This is a genomic window from Crossiella sp. NPDC003009 (assembly GCF_053591555.1).
In genome coordinates this window covers 185,926-201,519 of the sequence record NZ_JBSFUA010000001.1, presented here as the reverse complement: position 1 = coordinate 201,519, position 15,594 = coordinate 185,926, and the positions used below count along the sequence as shown (strand labels likewise).

Below are 15,594 nucleotides of genomic sequence, written 5' to 3'. Positions count from 1 at the left end.
AAGTTTACGGCATGTTACGGTAGCTCTCATGCCGCAACACGACATCTACCGCTCCCCATCCGGCCGCCAGCTGCTGCTCGACAGTTACCGGGCACAGCTGGCGGCCTGGCCGGGGACACCCGAACAGCGGCACGTGCCGACCCCCGAGGGCGAGACCTTCGTGGTCTCGGCGGGCCCGCGCACCGCGCCGCCACTGGTGCTGCTGCACGGCTCGGGCAGCAACTCGGCGCAGTGGATGGCCCGTTTCGCCAAGCTGACCCCGCACTTCCGGGTGCACGCGGTCGACATCATCGGCGAGCCGGGCCTGAGTGCGCCGTCCCGGCCGGTTCCAGGCACGGACCGGTACGCGGTGTGGCTGGACGCGGTGCTGGACGAGCTGGGTCTGGCCGAAGTGGCCATCATGGGTTACTCGCTGGGCAGCTGGCTGGCCCTGGACTACGCGATCCGCCGCCCGGCCAGGGTGCACAGGCTCGCGCTGACCTGTCCGCCCGGCCTGAGCAGACCACTGAAGGGTTACCTGCTCAAGGCGGTGCTGCTGGCCTCGTTCGGCCGCTGGGGCAAGCGCCGCACGGTGATCGGCATGCTCGGCCGCGGACTGTCCACTGTGGACTTGGACGCGGTGGTGGAGCACACCGTGCGGATGTCGGCGAACTACCGGCACCGCAGCGGCGAGCTCCCGGTCTTCACCGACGACGAGCTGGCCGGCCTCAACATCCCGGTGCACGTCGTGGTGGGCGCGGAGGACGTCATGTGGGATGCCGCGATCACCAAGCAGCGCCTGGAAACCCACGTGCCGCAGGCCACCGTCCGCCTGCTGCCCGGCATCGGACACCTGGTGCCACCACAGGACTCCGAACTGGAGTTCCTCACCGCCGAAGGGAGTCGACATGGTTGAGCAGATCCACGGCGTCCCGGTGCTGCACTGCGCGCCCGAGGGCCACCGGCTGGGCGCCGAGCGGGACGCCACCGACCTGATCGGCGAGGCCTGGTCCCAGCAGGCGAACACGGTGGTGATCCCGGTGGCGCGGCTGTCCGAGGAGTTCTTCCGGCTGGAGACCAGGCTGCTCGGCGACTTCGCGCAGAAGTTCGTCAACTACGGCATCCGGCTGGTCTTCCTCGGCGACGTGTCCGCGCACGCCGCCCGCAGCAGCGCGCTGACCAGCTACCTGCGCGAGACCAACCGCGGCAAGCACGTGTGGTTCCTGGCCGACCGCGCCGAGCTCACCGCCCGGCTGGCTCCGGCCGGTTGACGCTCAGGGACAGCGGGTGGCCAGCACGCAGAACTCGTTGTCCTCCGGATCGGCCAGGGTGACCCAGCTGACGCCCTCACCCTGGCCGACATCGGCGTGCCGGGCCCCCAGCTCGATCAGGCGGCGGACCTCCTCGGCCTGCTCCCGGTCGGTCGGGTTGAGGTCGATGTGCAGCCGGTTCTTGGCGGTCTTGCCCTCGGGCACCCGCGCGAAGGTCAGCACCGGCGGCACCGGGCCGGGCCGGTTCTTGCCCTCCGGCACCAGCGGGGAGCCGATGGTGACGATCTCCTCGTCCTGGTGCAGCACCTCGTAGCCGAGCACCGCGCACCAGAACCGGGCCAGAGCCACGGGATCGGCGCAGTCGATGGCGAGCTCGGCGAACTTGCTGGCCATGGCAGGGTCCTCCCCAGTCAAGACTTTCCTGCCGGAACCCTACGCTGCCCCGGTGACAGTCAGCCCGGACGACCTGGACGCCCTGACCACCCACCTGGCCACCACCCTGGCCCCGGCCACCACCCGCGACTGGTCGGCCCACCCGGGCACCGGCGACTGGACCGCCTGGCACACCGCCGAACACCTCGGCGACTGCCTGCTGTCCTACGCCGCCCAACTGGTCGCCCAGCCCAGCGGCCGGTACGTGCGCTTCGAGGCGTTCGCGGACAAGGACGCCAGGGCAGCGGAGGTGCTGGAGTTCGCGGTGGCCGGCGCGCGGATCCTGGCCTCCACCGTGCGCACGGCCGAGCCGGGGGTGCGCGCCTATCACCCGACGGGGCTGGCGGATCCAGCTGGATTCGCCGGGATGGGCTGCGTGGAGGTGCTGGTGCACGGCCACGACATCGCACGTGGGCTGGGGCTGGCGCTGGATCCGCCGCGGGAGGCGTGTGCCCGGGTGCTGGACCGGATGTTCCCGCACCGCGCCGGACAGCTGGGCGAGGTCGATCCATGGCTGGGGTTGCGGTGGGCGACGGACCGGATCTCGTTGCCGGGCAAGCAGCAGCAGACCGGGTGGCGGTGGCGGGGCGCGCCACCGGTCTAGAGCAGTTCCCGGATCTCACTCCGGGTAGCCTCCGCGATACCGTGTGACGCGGGGTGCAGGGGGCGGGGATGGGGCCGGCTGGCCGGGAGTTGGCGCGGCTCGGGTTGCGGTATGCGGCCGTGCTGCGGGTTGTGGTGGTCGCGGTGGCCACCGTGGTAGCGCTGCTCGCGGCCACGCCACGGGAGCCGGGACTGGCCGTGGTGGTGTTGGTCGGGTTCACCGGCTGGAACGTCGGTTACGCGGTGCTGTTGCGGCGCGGGTCGCGGTGGTGGCTGCTCGCGGTGGACACGCTGGCGGTGAGCGCGGCCTGCCTGGCGCAGGTGTGGACCATCGCGGCCGGGGCGCTACAGGACGGCACGAACTGGTCGCTGGTGGTGGCCTCGATCGTGGTGGTGGCCTGGCAGTGGCACCTGCCGGTGGCCCCGGCGATGCTGGCCACGGCGGTGGTGGTGTCCGGCTACCTGCTGGGCGCGGCGCTGAGCAGGCCCGCCGGGTGGGCCGGGGCGGTGCCGCTGGGGCTGTGGATGATCGCGGAGGCGGTGTTGTCCAGGGCGCTGTTCCTGTTGGTGGGGCGGGGCGCGCGGGTGGCGGATCTGGCCTCGGCGCAGGCCGGGCGGGCGCGGCGGGCGGCGGCGCTGGCCGCGGCGCGGCGGGATGACGAGCGGGAGCACCTGGCCGCGATCCACGACACGGCCTCGGCGACGATGCTGTTGGTGGGACTGGGTGTGGTGCGGCGGCAGGAACCCTGGCTGGCGGCGCAGGCCGCCCGGGATGTGCGGGTGATCCAGGGGCAGGCGGACCCAGCCGCGGAACGTGCGGTCGAGGTGGTGGCGGCGGTCCGCGCCGCGGTCGGGGACAGTCCACTGTGGATCAAATGGCAGGCCGGGGAGGCGCTGACCGCTCCCCCGGTCGTGGCGAACGCTTTCGCTTACGGGGCAAAGGAAGCGCTCACCAACGTGGTGCGGCACGCCGGGGTCGGTTCGGCCGTGGTGCGGGTGTCCGAAGTGGACGGCCGGATCGTGCTGGAGGTGCTGGACGACGGACGCGGGTTCCGGCCGGCGGAGGTGCCCGCGAGCCGGTACGGGCTGTCCCGGTCGATCCGGGAGCGGATGGCGAGGGTCGGCGGTCGGGCCGAGGTCGCCAGCAGTCCCGGGCGGGGCACGCGGGTGCGGTTGGAGTGGCCCGGTGCCGGAGTCTGACGCGGTGCGCACGGCCGCGCAGCTGTCCCGGCAGCTGCACCTGGCCGCGGTGGTGATCACCCTGGGCGTGCTGTTCGGGTTGCAGCTGCCGATCGTGCTGGCGCACCAGGAGTTCTACCGGCCGGTGGCGGGTCAGTACCTGGCGCTGGGGGTCTTCGCCGGGGTCGCGGTGTGGGTGGCGGTGGCCACCTGGCTGGACCGGCCGCTGGGGTGGTGGCGGTGGGCGCTGGTGGGGGTGACGCTGGCGGCCTCGGCGGTGGCGAACGCGACCGTGCTGCCGGAGCAGTACCTCGGCATGCCGCACTGGTCCAACGGCACCGCGGGCTGGCCGTTGACCGTGCTGGCCATGAGCCGCGGCATCGGTCCGCTGGCCGCGCTGCTGCTCGCCCAGTACGCGCTGACCACCGCGCAGCTGGCGGTCATCGGCGAGACCTCGGTGACGCTGGGCGGGGCGCTGCTGCAAACCCTGATCACCGCGGTGTTCCAGCTCGCGGTGGGCTGCGCGGCGACCATCCTGCGCCGGATCGCGGTGGTGGCCGCGGACATCTCCCGCGAGGAGGAGGAACTGCGCACCGCCGAGACGATCAGGGAGCGGGTGCACGCCGACCGCAAGGACCGCTACGCCGCACTGGCCACCACCACGGTGCCGCTGCTGGCCCGACTGGCCGAGGGTACCGCCGACCCGGCCGAGCCGTCGGTGCGGCGGGCCTGTGCGATCGAAGGGGCCCGGATGCGGCGGCTGTTCGCCGAGGGCGCGGTGGTCGCCGACCCGCTGGCGCACGAGCTGCACGCCTGCATCGACCTGGCCGAGCGCAACGGGATCACGGTGCAGTTCGCCGAGCAGGGCGAGCGCGCGCCGGTGCCGGTGGCCGCGCGCAGGCGGCTCACCGAGGCGGCCGTGGTGCTGCTGGCCTCCGCGCGCAGCACGGCCAGGGTCACCGTGGCCGGGCGGGACGGCGCGGTGACGGTCAGCGTGCTGGCCGACGCGCCGGAACCCGACCTGCCCGCCGGCGCCGCCGACGGGATCAGCACCTCCGTTCTCCGTTCTCCAGATCGCGTATGGGTTGAGACGACATGGGATCCGAAGACATGATCAAGGTCGCCGTGGTGGACGACCACCCGGTGGTGATCGCGGGCGTGCGCGCCTGGTGCGCCAGCGCCGACCCGCCGATCGAGGTGGTGCCGCCGACCGAAACCGACACCGCTGACGTGGTGCTGCTCGACCTCCAGCTGGAAGCGGGCGCGCCACTGGCCTTCGCGGAGTTGCAGCGGCTGGCCGAGCTGGGCCGCCAGGTGATCGTCTACACCATGCGCACCGACCGGCAGACCGCGTTGGCCTGCCTGGACATCGGCGCGCACACCTTCGTCACCAAGGCCGAGGGCGAGCACCACCTGGTGGCCGCGATCCACGCCGCGGCGGACAACCGGCCCTACACCCCGCCGACGCTCTCCGGCGCGCTGGCCACCGACACCGATCCGGGGCGGCCGCGACTGGCGCCGAGGGAGGTGGACGTGCTGCTGGAGTGGTTCCACTGCGAGTCCAAGGAGATGGTGGCGCGCAAGCTGTACCTGTCGGTGCGCACGGTCAACAGCTACCTGGACCGGGTGCGGATCAAGTACGCCAACGCCGGCCGGGACGCCCGGACCAAGGCGGCACTGGTCGCCAGGGCGATCCAGGACGGGCTGGTGGACGTCAACGACCTGTGATGACGGTTGATTGACCGGCTTCGGCCGGTGGGACCCCCGGCCTACCGTGGCCACGCATCGCACCCACGGCCCGGTTCCGGACCTGGTTCTCCAGGGGGTTCCTCATGCACAACAGTTCTCTTCGGCGTGCGCTGACCACGGTCGCCGTGGCGCTCGGCTGCGCGCTGGGCGGCCTGACCCCGGCGGCACAGGCCGCTGAGTCGGCGCGGCCGGACTTCCAGCTGCCGGTGCCGTGCGGGCAGCAGTGGAAGACCTTCACCCACAGCGGGCACAGCGACCCGGACAACCTCGACCTGCTCAAGCTCGGCGGCGGTTCCGACGGCCAGCCCGCGCTCGCCTCGGCCGCGGGCCGGGTCACCACGGCCACCAAGGCAGGCGCGGCGGGCAACTACGTGGTGCTCGACCACGGCGGCGGCTGGAGCACCCGGTACCTGCACCTGCAGGACAACAGCACCGCGGTGCGGGTCGGCCAGCTCGTGGCACAGGGCCAGCAGCTCGGCCGGGTCGGCAACACCGGGCACTCCACCGGGCCGCACCTGCACTTCGAGCAGCGGCTCAACGGCGATCCGGTGCAGGTGGTCTTCGCCGGTGCGCCGGTGCCCCGGGTGTACACCCCGGGATACCACCTGGTGACCAGCCGGAACTGCGGTTCGGCCGGGGCGACCCAGTTCGCCGACGTCGACGGGGACGGCAAGGAGGAGATCATCGCCTTCCAGTCCAACGGGGATGTGGTCGCGTACCACAACGTCAACGGCTACGGCGGCTACGAGGGCGGAAGGTTCAGCGTCATCGGGCGCGGGTTCACCGACCCGGCGCGGACGAAGTTCGCCGAGATCAACGGGGACCGGCGGGCCGAGATCGTGGTGTTCCAGCCCGGCGGCGCGGTGGTGGCCTACCACAACGTGAATGGGTTCGGCGGCTACGAGGGCGCGCGGCACAGCGTGATCGCCCGCGGGTTCGGCGATCCGGCGCGGACCAGGTTCGCCGACATCGACGGCGACGGCCGGGACGAGCTCGTTTCCCTGCCGGACAACGGAGATGTGGTCGCCTACCACAACATCAACGGCTACGGCGGCTACGAAGGCGCACGCAACAGCGTCATCGCGCGTGGGTTCCGGGACACCGCCCGCACCACCTTCGGCGAGATCAACGGCGACGCCAAGAACGAGCTGATCTCGATCTCACCGGCCGGGGATGTGCTGGCCTACCACAACATCAACGGGTTCGGCGGCTACGAAGCAGCCCGCACCAGCGTGATCGCCCGCGGCTTCACCGACCCGGCGCGGACCAGGTTCGCCGAGATCAACGGCGACGGCCGGGACGAGCTCGTCTCCCTGCTGCCCAACGGGGATGTCCTCGCCTACCACAACGTCAACGGCTTCGGGGGTTACGAGGGCGCGCGGCACAGCGTCATCGCCCGTGGCTTCATCAAGCCCTGAGGGAGGAACTGTCATGAACCGCAAACTCAGCAGCGTGCTCATCGCGGTCGCACTGGCCGCCGGGAGTGTGCTCGCGAGCTCGGCGACCGCGAGCGCGGCCGGTCCCCGGCCCGCGTTCCAGCTGCCGTTCCCGTGTGGACACCAGGTGGAGATGCACAGCTTCGGGCACGCGCCCGCGCTGGACGTCTTCCGGGTGCCGCGCTCGGCCACCGAGGGCAGCCCGCTGGTCGCCCCGGCGGACGGCGTGGTCAACCAGTCGAAGTACCACAGCAACGCGGGCAATATGATCCAGATCAACCACGGCGGTGGCTGGTTCACCACCTACATCCACCTCCAGTCCCGCGCGGTGCAGGCCGGCCAGCGGGTCCGGCAGGGACAGGACATCGGGCGGGCCGGGCACACCGGCCCGAGCTCCAACGGTGTGCCGCACCTGCACTTCGAGACCGCGATCGACGCCAACGGCGACGGGCAGGCCAGCTGGGGCGCGCCGGGCACCGAGCGGGTGCGGCCCTGGTTCGACGGGGTGGAGTACGGGCAGGCCAACGGCAAGGTGTGGCGGGTGACCAGCCGGAACTGCGGCGGTGACGGATCGACCCAGTTCGCCGACATCGACGGCGACGGCAAGGACGAGATCATCGCCTTCCAGCCCGGCGGCGAGGTCGTGGCCTACCACAACGTGAATGGCTACGGCGGCTACGAAGGCGCGCGGCACAGCGTCGTCGCACGCGGCTTCACCGACCCGGCCCGCACCAAGTTCGCGGACGTCAACGGCGACGGCCGGGACGAGATCATCGCCTTCCAGCCCGGCGGTGACGTGGTGGCCTACCACAACGTCAACGGCTTCGGCGGCTACGAGGGCAGCCGGACCAGCGTGGTCGCGCGCGGCTTCACCGAGCCGGGCCGGACCAGGTTCGCCGACCTCGACGGGGACGGCAAGGCGGAGATCATCTCGATCCTGCCCGCCGGCGAGGTGGTGGCCTACCACAACGTCAACGGGTTCGGCGGTTACGAGGGCGCCCGCAACAGCGTAGTCGGCCGTGGCTTCCACGACCCGGCACGGACGAAGTTCGCCGAGATCAACGGCGACCGGCGGGAGGAGCTCATCGTGATCCAGCCCGCCGGTGAGGTCGTGGCTTACCACAACGTCAACGGGTTCGGCGGCTACGAAGGCGCACGCACCAGCGTCATCGCCCGCGGCTTCACCGACCCGGCCCGGACCAAGTTCGCCGAGATCAACGGCGACGGCAAGGCCGAGATCATCTCCCAGCTGCCCGCCGGCGACGTGGTGGCCTACCACAACGTCAACGGCTACGGCGGCTACGAAGGCGCACGCAACAGCGTCATCGCGCGCGGGTTCGGCAAGCCGTAGGTGATCCACTCCGGTCCAGCCGGTGAACGCTCGTTGATCGGCTCCGGAACCTTTCGCGGACAGTGCTCCAGCGGGACAGCCACCGACGCACGGCCCTTGACGGGGGTGTGGGTGCCCGCTGGAGCATGGTCGCGTCCAGAACCGCCGCCACCACGGTTCACGGAGGTCTGCCCATGCAGCGCAGCGCTGTGCCCCCACGCCGGAGGCCGCGATGGTTCACGGTCGCGCGCAACGCAATCGTTGGTGCTGCCGCGCTTGCGGTGGTGTTGCCGGGCGTCGCGTTCGCCGAGCCGCCCAGGGCACTGCCGGGTAGCGCCCCGGCCGAGGATGCCCGCTGGCAGCCCGCGTTCGACTACGACGGTGACGGTTGTTACCCGACCCCGGCCATCGGCCCGGACGGCACCCTCAACGCCGGTCTGAAGCCGACCGGGGCGCTCAACGGGAACTGCCGCGACCTGTCGGACCTGAACAACACCAACATGTACTCCCGCAACCGCTGCAACAACGGCTGGTGCGCCTACATGTACGACCTGTACTTCGAGAAGGACCAGGCGGTGGCCGGGATCGAGAGCGGGCACCGGCACGACATCGAGCACGTGGTGGTCTGGGTGCAGAACGGGTCCGCCCAGCACGTCTCGACCTCCGCGCACGGCAAGTACACCACCAAGCCCTCCGCGCAGGTCGCCTGGGAGGGCTCGCACGCCAAGATCGTCTACCACAAGGACGGTATCGGCACGCACTGCTTCCGGCACGCCAGCGCCTCCGAGCCGCCGGAGAACCACAAGGGCGCCTGGCAGTACCCGACCCTGGTGGGCTGGGACAACTACCCGTCCGGGATCAGGGACAAGCTGGTGCAGGCGAACTTCGGGAGTGCTGGGTTCGGGCTGAAGGACAGCGCGTTCGGCTGGGAGCTGGAGAAGGCCAAGCCCGCCGGCATCCCGTTCAACCCGCACGGCTGAGTCGTCACCGGGCACCGCTCTCCGCCAGGAGCGGTGCCAAGGCCGTGTCCTAGCAGGGCGGCCGGAACTCCATCCCCGGGAAGTGCTTTTCCCACTCCGCGCGGCTGATCCGCGGGTGGGCCACCGCGCAGATCCGGGCCGCCACCCGCTCCAGGTCGGTGTCCCACAGCCGCACCGTGCGGTCGTTGCCGGTGGTGACCACCCTGGTGCCGTCCGGACTGACCGCCACCCCCGGCACCGGTCCCTGGTGGCCGACCAGCCGGGCCTGCTCCACCGGCACGTGCGGATCGCTCAGGTCCCACACCCGCACCACACCGTCCTCGGCGCCTGCCACCAGGCGCCTGCCATCGGGGGCGAAGGCCAGCCAGTACACCACCGGCAGGCCGGAGATCGCCGCCAGCTCACCGCCCTGGTCGCGCAGCCGCACCGTGTTGTCCCCCGGCTGGTAGCTGGCCATGAACCGGCCGTCCGGGCTCAGCGCGCCCACGTTGGCCGCGGCGGCGCCCGCGGGCTGGGGCAGCTCGACCGGGCGGGCCGGGTCGGTGATGCGCCACTGGCGGACCGGGGTGTTCGTGGTCCACAGGGTCAGCACCTCATCGTCCGGGCTGAACGCGGTGGCCAGGTTGGTGTAGGGGGTCTCGGCGAACCGGGCCAGGACCCGGCGCCCGGTGACGTCCCACAGGGTCACCGCGCTGAGGCCGACCGCGGCCAGCACCCGGCCGTTGTGGCTGAACTTCACCGCGGTGATCTCCCCGGTGTCGCCCGCCAGTGGCGGCAATGCGCGCGGGGCGGCCGGATTCGTGAGGTCCCACAGCCACACCGAGCCGTCCTCGCTGGCCGCGGCGAGCAGGTGGTCGCGGGGGTGGAAGGCGACGCCGCGGACGAAGGCGCCCGGTCCGGTCAGCTGGGCCAGCGGGCGCGGGTGGCGGGCGTCCCACAGCCGGACCGTGCGGTCCCAGCTGCCGGTGGCCAGCAGGTTGCCGTCGGGGCTGAAAGTGGCCGTGGTGACCACGTCCTCGTGCCCGGTGAGCGGCAGCTCGCGCAGGTCCTTGATCCACTGCGGGGTGGCCACGGTGTTGCCGTCCGGGGCGAAGGCCACCTGGTAGGTCCCGCCGGGCAGGGTGCTGACCTTGCGCGGCGCGGCCGGATCGGTCACCTCCCACAGCAGGGTGCTGCCGCTGCCGTTGGTGGCCAGCCTGCGCCCGTCCTTGCTGAAGGCCACCGACCACATGATGGTCTTGTGCTCGCCGAGGGTGGCCAGCGGCCGCAGGTCCGCGGTGCGCCACAGCCGCACGGTGTGGTCCCAGCTCGCGGTGGCCATGGTGGCGCCGTCCGGGCTGATCGACACGCTCGGCACGGTGGCGGTGTGCCCGCTGACCTGGCCGCGCAGCCGGGGTGTGCCGCCCAGCTCCCACAGCCGGGCGGTGTGGTCGCCCGCGGTGGCCAGCAGGCCGCCGTCCCGGCTGAAGGTGACCGAGGTGACCGGGCCGGAGTGGCCGGGCAGGGCGCCGGTCTCCCTTGGCCCGCGCGGATCGCTGAGGTCCCACAGCCTGGTCAGGCCGTCCCCGCCGCCGGTGGCCGCGCTCCGGCCGTCGGGGCTGAACGCCACCGAGTTCAGCGCGGCCGGGACGGTGGACAGCGGCAGCGGGACCCGCGGATCGCCGATCTCCCACAGCCGCAGCGCGCCGTGGTCCACGGTGGCCAGCAGCTTGCCGCCGGGGTGGAAGGCCACCTCGCGCGCGGCCGCGGCCAGCGGGAGCACCGCCAGCTCGACCGGGCGGTTCGGGTTGGCGATGTCCCACAGCCGGACCGTGCGGTCCCAGCCCGCGGTGGCCGCGACCGGGCCTGAGGGCGCGTAGGCGACCGAGACCACCTCGCCGGTGTGCCCGGTGAACCGGCCGCGGTAGGGCGAGGTGAACGCGGCCAGCACCGCGTCGGCCAGCTCCGGGTGCGGGGATCGGCGGTAGGCGGCCAGCCGCAGCTGCATGGCCAGCGCCGGTTCCTGCTCCTGCAAGGTGATCGCCGAAGCCACCGCGTTGCGGCCGAGGGCCAGGTCGCGCTGCTCGGCCACTAGGTAGCGGGAGCGCGCGGCGACCAGGGTGGCCGTGCTGGCCAGCACCAGCAGCACCACCAGCAGGGTGGTCAGCCTGCGCCGGGTGCGCACCCGGCGCTGCCCGGCGGCCGCGCTGGCGCGCAGGAAGTCCCGTTCGCCCTCGGTCAGCTCGGTGTCGTGCTCGGCGGCCCACTGCGCGGCCGCGCTGAGGCGGAGGCCGGAGTAGAGCGCGCCGGAGTCGTGACCGAGGCAGGCCCACTCGTGCGCGGCCTGGGTGAGCTGGCGGTGCAGGCGCAGCCCGGCCCGGTCCGCGGCGATCCACTCGGCCAGCCGGGGCCAGGCGCGCAGCAGGGCCTCGTGCGCGATCTCCACGGTGTCCCGGTCCAGCACCAGCAGCCGGGCCTCCACCAGGGTCTCGATCGCGGCCTGAGCCGGTTTTGCCGCGCCGCCGAGCAGTTCGGCCTGCTGGACCCGGCGGCGCGCGGGCTCGTCCCGCTCGTCGATGCGGACCAGCCGCAGCAGCACCCGCCTGGCCGCGTCCTGGGCCTCGGAGCCGAGCTGGTCGTAGGCGCGTTCGGCCGCGGCCGCCACCGCGCCCTCGATCCCGCCGGTGAGCCGGTATCCGGCCACCGTCAACGCATCGGCGCTGCGCTGCTGCCAGGTGCCCAGCAGCGCGTAGGACAGCAGCGGCAGCGCGCCGGGGTCGTAGGCCGCGCCGGGATCCTCCCCCGCCAGGCCCAGATCGCGCAGCAGCAGCTCGACCAGTCCCGGTTCCACCGCCAGCCCCGCGGTCCTGGCCGGTCCGGTGATGGCCTCGACGAGTTCCTGGCGGCACATCGCGCCCACGGTGAACTGGTTGTGCCGCACCGCTTCCAGCAGCTGCGGCTGGGCCAGGCAGGCGCCGAAGAAGTCCGCGCGCACCCCCAGCACCACCAGGGTGCCCTTCTTGGCCGCCGCGCACAGGGCGGTGATGAACTCGCGGCGCTCGTCGGGGTCCTCGCAGAGGGTGAAGACCTCCTCGAACTGGTCCACCACCAGCACCCCGCCGGGCTCGGGCAGCACCCGCATCGGCGTGGCGGTCGGGGTGAGCACCCGGAGCGGCCCGTCCACCAGCAGCGCGCCCCGGCCCAGCACGGGCACCAGCCCGGCCCGCAGCAGCGAGGACTTGCCCGCGCCGGAAACCCCGAACACCACCAGCGGCAACCCGGTCGCCCTGGCCTCGGCCAACCGCCCGAGCAGCGCGGCGGTGGCCCGCTCCCGGCCGTGGAACCAGCCGGCGTCCTCGGCCTCGAAGGCGGCCAGGCCTTGGTACGGGCAGCGCGGGTGGTCCAGGCCAACCAGGCCGGTCAGCTCACCGTCGGCGGCGAGGGCCTCGTCCAACCTGCGGGCCAGGCCGGGGTTGACCGGTTTGCGGCCGTTCTCGATGTTGCTCAGATATCCCTTGCTGTAGTGCACCAGCTGCGCCACCTGGGTCAGGGACAGTCCCCGTTCGGTGCGCAGCCTGCGTAGCCCGGCACCGAAACCCGTCGCCTCCGCCAACCCGTTCCTCCTGATCAACTGGGGTATCCCGGAGGAGCGTAGGCGGGGATACGGGCAACACCTGCTCCCCATCGGGCAGATCACCGAACGTTGTTGATGCCAGCCGGGCCACGAACCCGGATGACATCGACACAAGGGGATCGACCATGCGACGCAGAATGACCGCAGCCGTCCTGGCCCTGGGCCTGTCCGGCTTCGCCATCGGAGTGGTGGCGCCGGTTGCCCAGGCGGCGCCCGCGCCCGCCTTCCAGATCCGGAGCCTGCACAACGGCGCCTGCCTGACCGTGGACGGGGCTGACAACGTGCGCATGACCGGCTGCGACCCGGGCGGCTACAACGCCCACCAAATGTGGAAGATCGACGGGGAGAAGATCCGCAGCGCGCTCAACGGGCGCTGCCTGGACGTCAAGCACGGCCAGGTCAACGGCGCGGTGCAGGCCACCGGCGCCTGCCACAACCACGCCAACCAGCGCTGGCAGTGGAACGGCGACGTCAACAACGACGCCTTCGTGCGCACCCTGAGCACGCTGCAGGTGATGGGCATCGAGGACAACGGCGGTGGCGGCGGCATCAACATGCGCAACGAGGTGCCCGGCGCGGCGTGGCAGAAGTGGAAGCAGGTCGTGGTCTGACGTCTCCGCCGTCAGCCCGGGCCGGGCGGCTCCACCTGGTATCCCAGGAGGTCCGCCCGGCCCGGACGGCTACCCGGCATCGCGATGGGGTGGCCGCCGCGCCGCCAGACCTCCGCCGTCGGCGGTCGCGCCTCCCCCAAAGCGTTGCGGCGCAAGGACTCCAGGAGCACCTCCGGCACCGGGACCTCGGTCCCCGGGTCGGTGTGCCGCACGGCCAGGCCGTCGCACTCCAGTGTCGCGGCCAGCACGTGCATCCGGGGCCCCCTCTCCGCCGTTCGCGCATCCTAGCGTTTTCCCGCATCCCATTACGGCGCGCTTCTCGAATTAATTCAGTCGGCCTAGCAATCCCTTGAGTTACCCAGTGACACCAGCACAAGGTAGTGACGCCGACTGTTCTGCGCTATCTTGACCGGAATGCCGGATGACGATTCGCCAGCAAATCGACGTGTCAATTCGCAGCCTGCCAGAGATTCGCGCCCGTTATGGGTATCCGAAAAACCTGGAGAGGGCCACATGGACCTGTTCGCCCCATGATCAGCGTCGTGATCCCGACCAGGGACCGCACCACCCGCCTGCACCTGACCCTGTCCGCACTGCTGGCGCAGACCCTGGACCGGGACTCCTTCGAGGTGCTGCTGGTTGATGACGCGCCCCGGTCCGGTGCGGTGGAGACGGTGCTGGCCGCGCTGTCCACCGGCCTGCCGCTGCGGCTGGCCCGCTCCGGCGGCCGGGGCGTGGCCGCGGCCCGCAACACCGGAGCCGCCCTCGCCCTCGGCGACCTGCTGCTGTTCCTGGACGACGACACCCTGGCCGACCCGGACCTGCTGCGCGCACACCTGGCCGCGCACACCGCGCCGCCGCCGCTGCCCTTCACCCACACCGTCGCGCACAGCCGGGTCACCGACCTCACCGCCTTCCTCTTCACCGCGGACCCCCTCCGCTTCAGCCGCACCCTCGTCGGCGCCCGCGGCCGCACCCTCGCCGCCGCCGACCTGCCCGCCCTCCCCCGCCTGGCCCGCACGCTCGGCCCGCGCCGCTCCTTCATCGAGGGGGTGGCCCGCGCGGTCACCGGCGTCCCCGCCTACCAGGAGCTGCGCTGGCTGGCCTGTGTCGGCACCGGAACCAGCATGTCCAGGACGCTGTTCGAGCGCGCCGGTGGTTTCGACGAGGGCTTCGGCGCGCTGTGGGGCGGCGAGGACCTCGAGCTCGGTCTGCGACTGGCCGCGGCCGGCGCGGAGTTCCGGCTGCTGGACCCCTCCGCGTTCCACCTGCCGCAGGCCCGCCACCACACCGGCGCGGACCTGCGGCTGTTCTGGGCCCTGGTGGCGCAACGGCATGGCAGGCCACGACTGGAGCGGGTCGGCGACTTCCTGCGCGGCGACATCGGCCTGGACCAGCTCGCCGCCGAGCTCGCCCCGGCCCCGCAGGCCGCGCCATGACCAAGGTCGCGATCATCGGCTGCGGCCGGGTGTGCCAGCGCTACCACCTGCCCTTCATCGACGCCCGCCCGGACCTGGAGCTGGTCGGGGCCTGCGACCGCAACCCGGCCCGCACCGCCCAGCTGTTCGCCAACGAGCCCGGCGTGCACGTCGCCGGCTCCGTGCACGAGATCCTGGACCGCACCAACCCGGACGTGCTGGTGGTCTGCACCCCCAACAACGACCACGTCGCCCCCGCCCTGACCGCCCTCAGCGCGGGCATCGCGGTCCTGTCGGAAAAACCACTGGCCGCCGACATCGAGCAGGCCAGGCTGTTCGCCGCGCACGCCACCGGCGACCCGCTCTTCGGCGTCAACCTGCCCTACCGCTTCCACGAGCTGCTGCCCCCGTTCGCCGAGGCGGTGCGCGGCAGCGAGGTCACCGGCATCGAGTTCGGCATGAGCACCCCCGGCGACCGCCTGTGGCGCGCCTTCACCCCGTGGTACCGCGATCCCCGGCTGGCCGGCGGCGGCGCGTTGCTGGACCTGGGCACCCACGCCCTCGACGTGCTGCGCACCGTCTTCGGCGAGCCGGAGCTGCGCACCTGCTCGGTGGCAGGCGGCCCGGTGGAGGAACGCGCAGAGCTGACCCTGTCCTTCGCCGGAGTGCCGGCGGCGCTGCGGGTGGACCGGTCCGCGCGCACCGTGACCATGGCGATCATCGCGCACACCACCGAGGGCAAGCACCTGCTGGACTTCCGGCGCGGCGAGCTCCGCCTGGCCGACGGCACGGTCCGCCAAGCCACCCACCGCCCCGAGCTCGCGGCCATGACCGCCTTCTACAACGCGGTCGGCGGCGGCCCCGGCGCGGTGGTCCCGGCCGCGGAAGCGCTGCACCTCCAAGAGTTGGTGGTCGCGGCCTACCACCTGGCCGGGTCACCCTGACGCGCCAGTGTTCTCGCTGCGCCCCGGCCCGATCCGCCCTAGCCTGGGC

Annotated in this window: 15 protein-coding genes; 12 read left to right on the top strand and 3 right to left on the bottom strand. The window is 72.5% G+C overall.

Translation table 11 applies throughout. The annotated features are described in order from the left end of the window. Positions 1–28: 28 nt before the first annotated feature. Entirely contained in the window at positions 29–895 is an 867-nt protein-coding gene (locus ACWDY5_RS01010; protein WP_449720317.1) for an alpha/beta fold hydrolase, read from the top strand. Continuing rightward, on the top strand, positions 888–1,250 hold the full coding sequence (locus tag ACWDY5_RS01005; RefSeq protein WP_449720316.1) for a DUF4180 domain-containing protein: 363 nt from the start codon (positions 888–890) through the stop codon (positions 1,248–1,250). The genes ACWDY5_RS01010 and ACWDY5_RS01005 overlap by 8 nt, the downstream gene beginning before the upstream one ends. 3 nt (positions 1,251–1,253) lie before the next feature. Here ACWDY5_RS01005 and ACWDY5_RS01000 read toward each other — a convergent pair whose 3' ends face one another. Further along, positions 1,254–1,643, bottom strand: coding sequence for a VOC family protein (locus ACWDY5_RS01000; protein ID WP_449720315.1), 390 nt, complete (start codon positions 1,641–1,643; stop codon positions 1,254–1,256). Positions 1,644–1,695: 52 nt separating this feature from the next. Here ACWDY5_RS01000 and ACWDY5_RS00995 point away from each other — a divergent pair, with 52 nt between their 5' ends. The 7 genes from ACWDY5_RS00995 to ACWDY5_RS00965 all read left to right on the top strand — a co-directional run bounded on the left by ACWDY5_RS00995 (position 1,696) and on the right by ACWDY5_RS00965 (position 8,959). Next, entirely contained in the window at positions 1,696–2,286 is a 591-nt protein-coding gene (locus ACWDY5_RS00995; protein WP_449720314.1) for a hypothetical protein, read from the top strand. 68 nt (positions 2,287–2,354) lie between these two features. Beyond that, positions 2,355–3,485 carry a sensor histidine kinase gene (locus tag ACWDY5_RS00990; RefSeq protein WP_449720313.1) on the top strand — a complete coding sequence of 377 codons (1,131 nt, stop codon included), beginning with the start codon at positions 2,355–2,357 and terminating at the stop codon, positions 3,483–3,485. Beyond that, positions 3,472–4,578, top strand: a complete 1,107-nt coding sequence (locus ACWDY5_RS00985; RefSeq protein WP_449720312.1) for a hypothetical protein — start codon at positions 3,472–3,474, stop codon at positions 4,576–4,578. Before ACWDY5_RS00990 ends, ACWDY5_RS00985 begins: the two co-directional genes overlap by 14 nt. Further along, positions 4,560–5,192: a response regulator gene (locus ACWDY5_RS00980; RefSeq protein ID WP_449720311.1), complete on the top strand. Its 633-nt coding sequence runs from the start codon at positions 4,560–4,562 to the stop codon at positions 5,190–5,192. Before ACWDY5_RS00985 ends, ACWDY5_RS00980 begins: the two co-directional genes overlap by 19 nt. A 104-nt stretch (positions 5,193–5,296) precedes the next feature. Next, a complete protein-coding gene (locus tag ACWDY5_RS00975) occupies positions 5,297–6,631 on the top strand; it encodes a peptidoglycan DD-metalloendopeptidase family protein (RefSeq protein WP_449720310.1) in 1,335 nt (444 codons plus the stop codon). Between the two features lie 13 nt (positions 6,632–6,644). Beyond that, on the top strand, positions 6,645–8,000 hold the full coding sequence (locus ACWDY5_RS00970) for a peptidoglycan DD-metalloendopeptidase family protein (RefSeq protein WP_449720309.1): 1,356 nt from the start codon (positions 6,645–6,647) through the stop codon (positions 7,998–8,000). A gap of 263 nt (positions 8,001–8,263) precedes the next feature. Next, complete coding sequence (locus ACWDY5_RS00965; RefSeq protein ID WP_449720308.1) at positions 8,264–8,959, top strand: NPP1 family protein; 696 nt, start codon at positions 8,264–8,266, stop codon at positions 8,957–8,959. 49 nt (positions 8,960–9,008) lie between these two features. Here ACWDY5_RS00965 and ACWDY5_RS00960 read toward each other — a convergent pair whose 3' ends face one another. Next, positions 9,009–12,551, bottom strand: coding sequence for an nSTAND1 domain-containing NTPase (locus tag ACWDY5_RS00960; protein ID WP_449720307.1), 3,543 nt, complete (start codon positions 12,549–12,551; stop codon positions 9,009–9,011). Between the two features lie 158 nt (positions 12,552–12,709). Between ACWDY5_RS00960 and ACWDY5_RS00955 the strand changes: the two genes are divergently transcribed. Continuing rightward, positions 12,710–13,183: an RICIN domain-containing protein gene (locus ACWDY5_RS00955; RefSeq protein WP_449720306.1), complete on the top strand. Its 474-nt coding sequence runs from the start codon at positions 12,710–12,712 to the stop codon at positions 13,181–13,183. Positions 13,184–13,194: 11 nt separating this feature from the next. Here the strand turns inward: ACWDY5_RS00955 and ACWDY5_RS00950 are convergent, their stop codons facing one another. Beyond that, entirely contained in the window at positions 13,195–13,437 is a 243-nt protein-coding gene (locus ACWDY5_RS00950; RefSeq protein ID WP_449720305.1) for a hypothetical protein, read from the bottom strand. Between the two features lie 276 nt (positions 13,438–13,713). Here ACWDY5_RS00950 and ACWDY5_RS00945 point away from each other — a divergent pair, with 276 nt between their 5' ends. Beyond that, positions 13,714–14,622, top strand: coding sequence for a glycosyltransferase family 2 protein (locus ACWDY5_RS00945; protein WP_449720304.1), 909 nt, complete (start codon positions 13,714–13,716; stop codon positions 14,620–14,622). Further along, the gene (locus ACWDY5_RS00940; protein WP_449720303.1) at positions 14,619–15,545 is read left to right on the top strand and encodes a Gfo/Idh/MocA family protein; all 927 of its coding nucleotides are present in this window, start codon (positions 14,619–14,621) and stop codon (positions 15,543–15,545) included. Before ACWDY5_RS00945 ends, ACWDY5_RS00940 begins: the two co-directional genes overlap by 4 nt. Positions 15,546–15,594: the final 49 nt, after the last annotated feature.

What these genes read in the sequence shown, in the direction of transcription:
- ACWDY5_RS01010 (WP_449720317.1), top strand. Translation starts at nt 29, where the DNA reads ATGCCGCAACACGACATCTACCGCTCCCCATCCGGCCGCCAGCTGCTG.
- ACWDY5_RS01005 (WP_449720316.1), top strand. Translation starts at nt 888, where the DNA reads ATGGTTGAGCAGATCCACGGCGTCCCGGTGCTGCACTGCGCGCCCGAG.
- ACWDY5_RS01000 (WP_449720315.1), bottom strand. Translation starts at nt 1,643, where the DNA reads ATGGCCAGCAAGTTCGCCGAGCTCGCCATCGACTGCGCCGATCCCGTG.
- ACWDY5_RS00990 (WP_449720313.1), top strand. Translation starts at nt 2,355, where the DNA reads ATGGGGCCGGCTGGCCGGGAGTTGGCGCGGCTCGGGTTGCGGTATGCG.
- ACWDY5_RS00980 (WP_449720311.1), top strand. Translation starts at nt 4,560, where the DNA reads ATGGGATCCGAAGACATGATCAAGGTCGCCGTGGTGGACGACCACCCG.
- ACWDY5_RS00975 (WP_449720310.1), top strand. Translation starts at nt 5,297, where the DNA reads ATGCACAACAGTTCTCTTCGGCGTGCGCTGACCACGGTCGCCGTGGCG.
- ACWDY5_RS00970 (WP_449720309.1), top strand. Translation starts at nt 6,645, where the DNA reads ATGAACCGCAAACTCAGCAGCGTGCTCATCGCGGTCGCACTGGCCGCC.
- ACWDY5_RS00955 (WP_449720306.1), top strand. Translation starts at nt 12,710, where the DNA reads ATGACCGCAGCCGTCCTGGCCCTGGGCCTGTCCGGCTTCGCCATCGGA.
- ACWDY5_RS00950 (WP_449720305.1), bottom strand. Translation starts at nt 13,437, where the DNA reads ATGCACGTGCTGGCCGCGACACTGGAGTGCGACGGCCTGGCCGTGCGG.
- ACWDY5_RS00945 (WP_449720304.1), top strand. Translation starts at nt 13,714, where the DNA reads ATGATCAGCGTCGTGATCCCGACCAGGGACCGCACCACCCGCCTGCAC.
- ACWDY5_RS00940 (WP_449720303.1), top strand. Translation starts at nt 14,619, where the DNA reads ATGACCAAGGTCGCGATCATCGGCTGCGGCCGGGTGTGCCAGCGCTAC.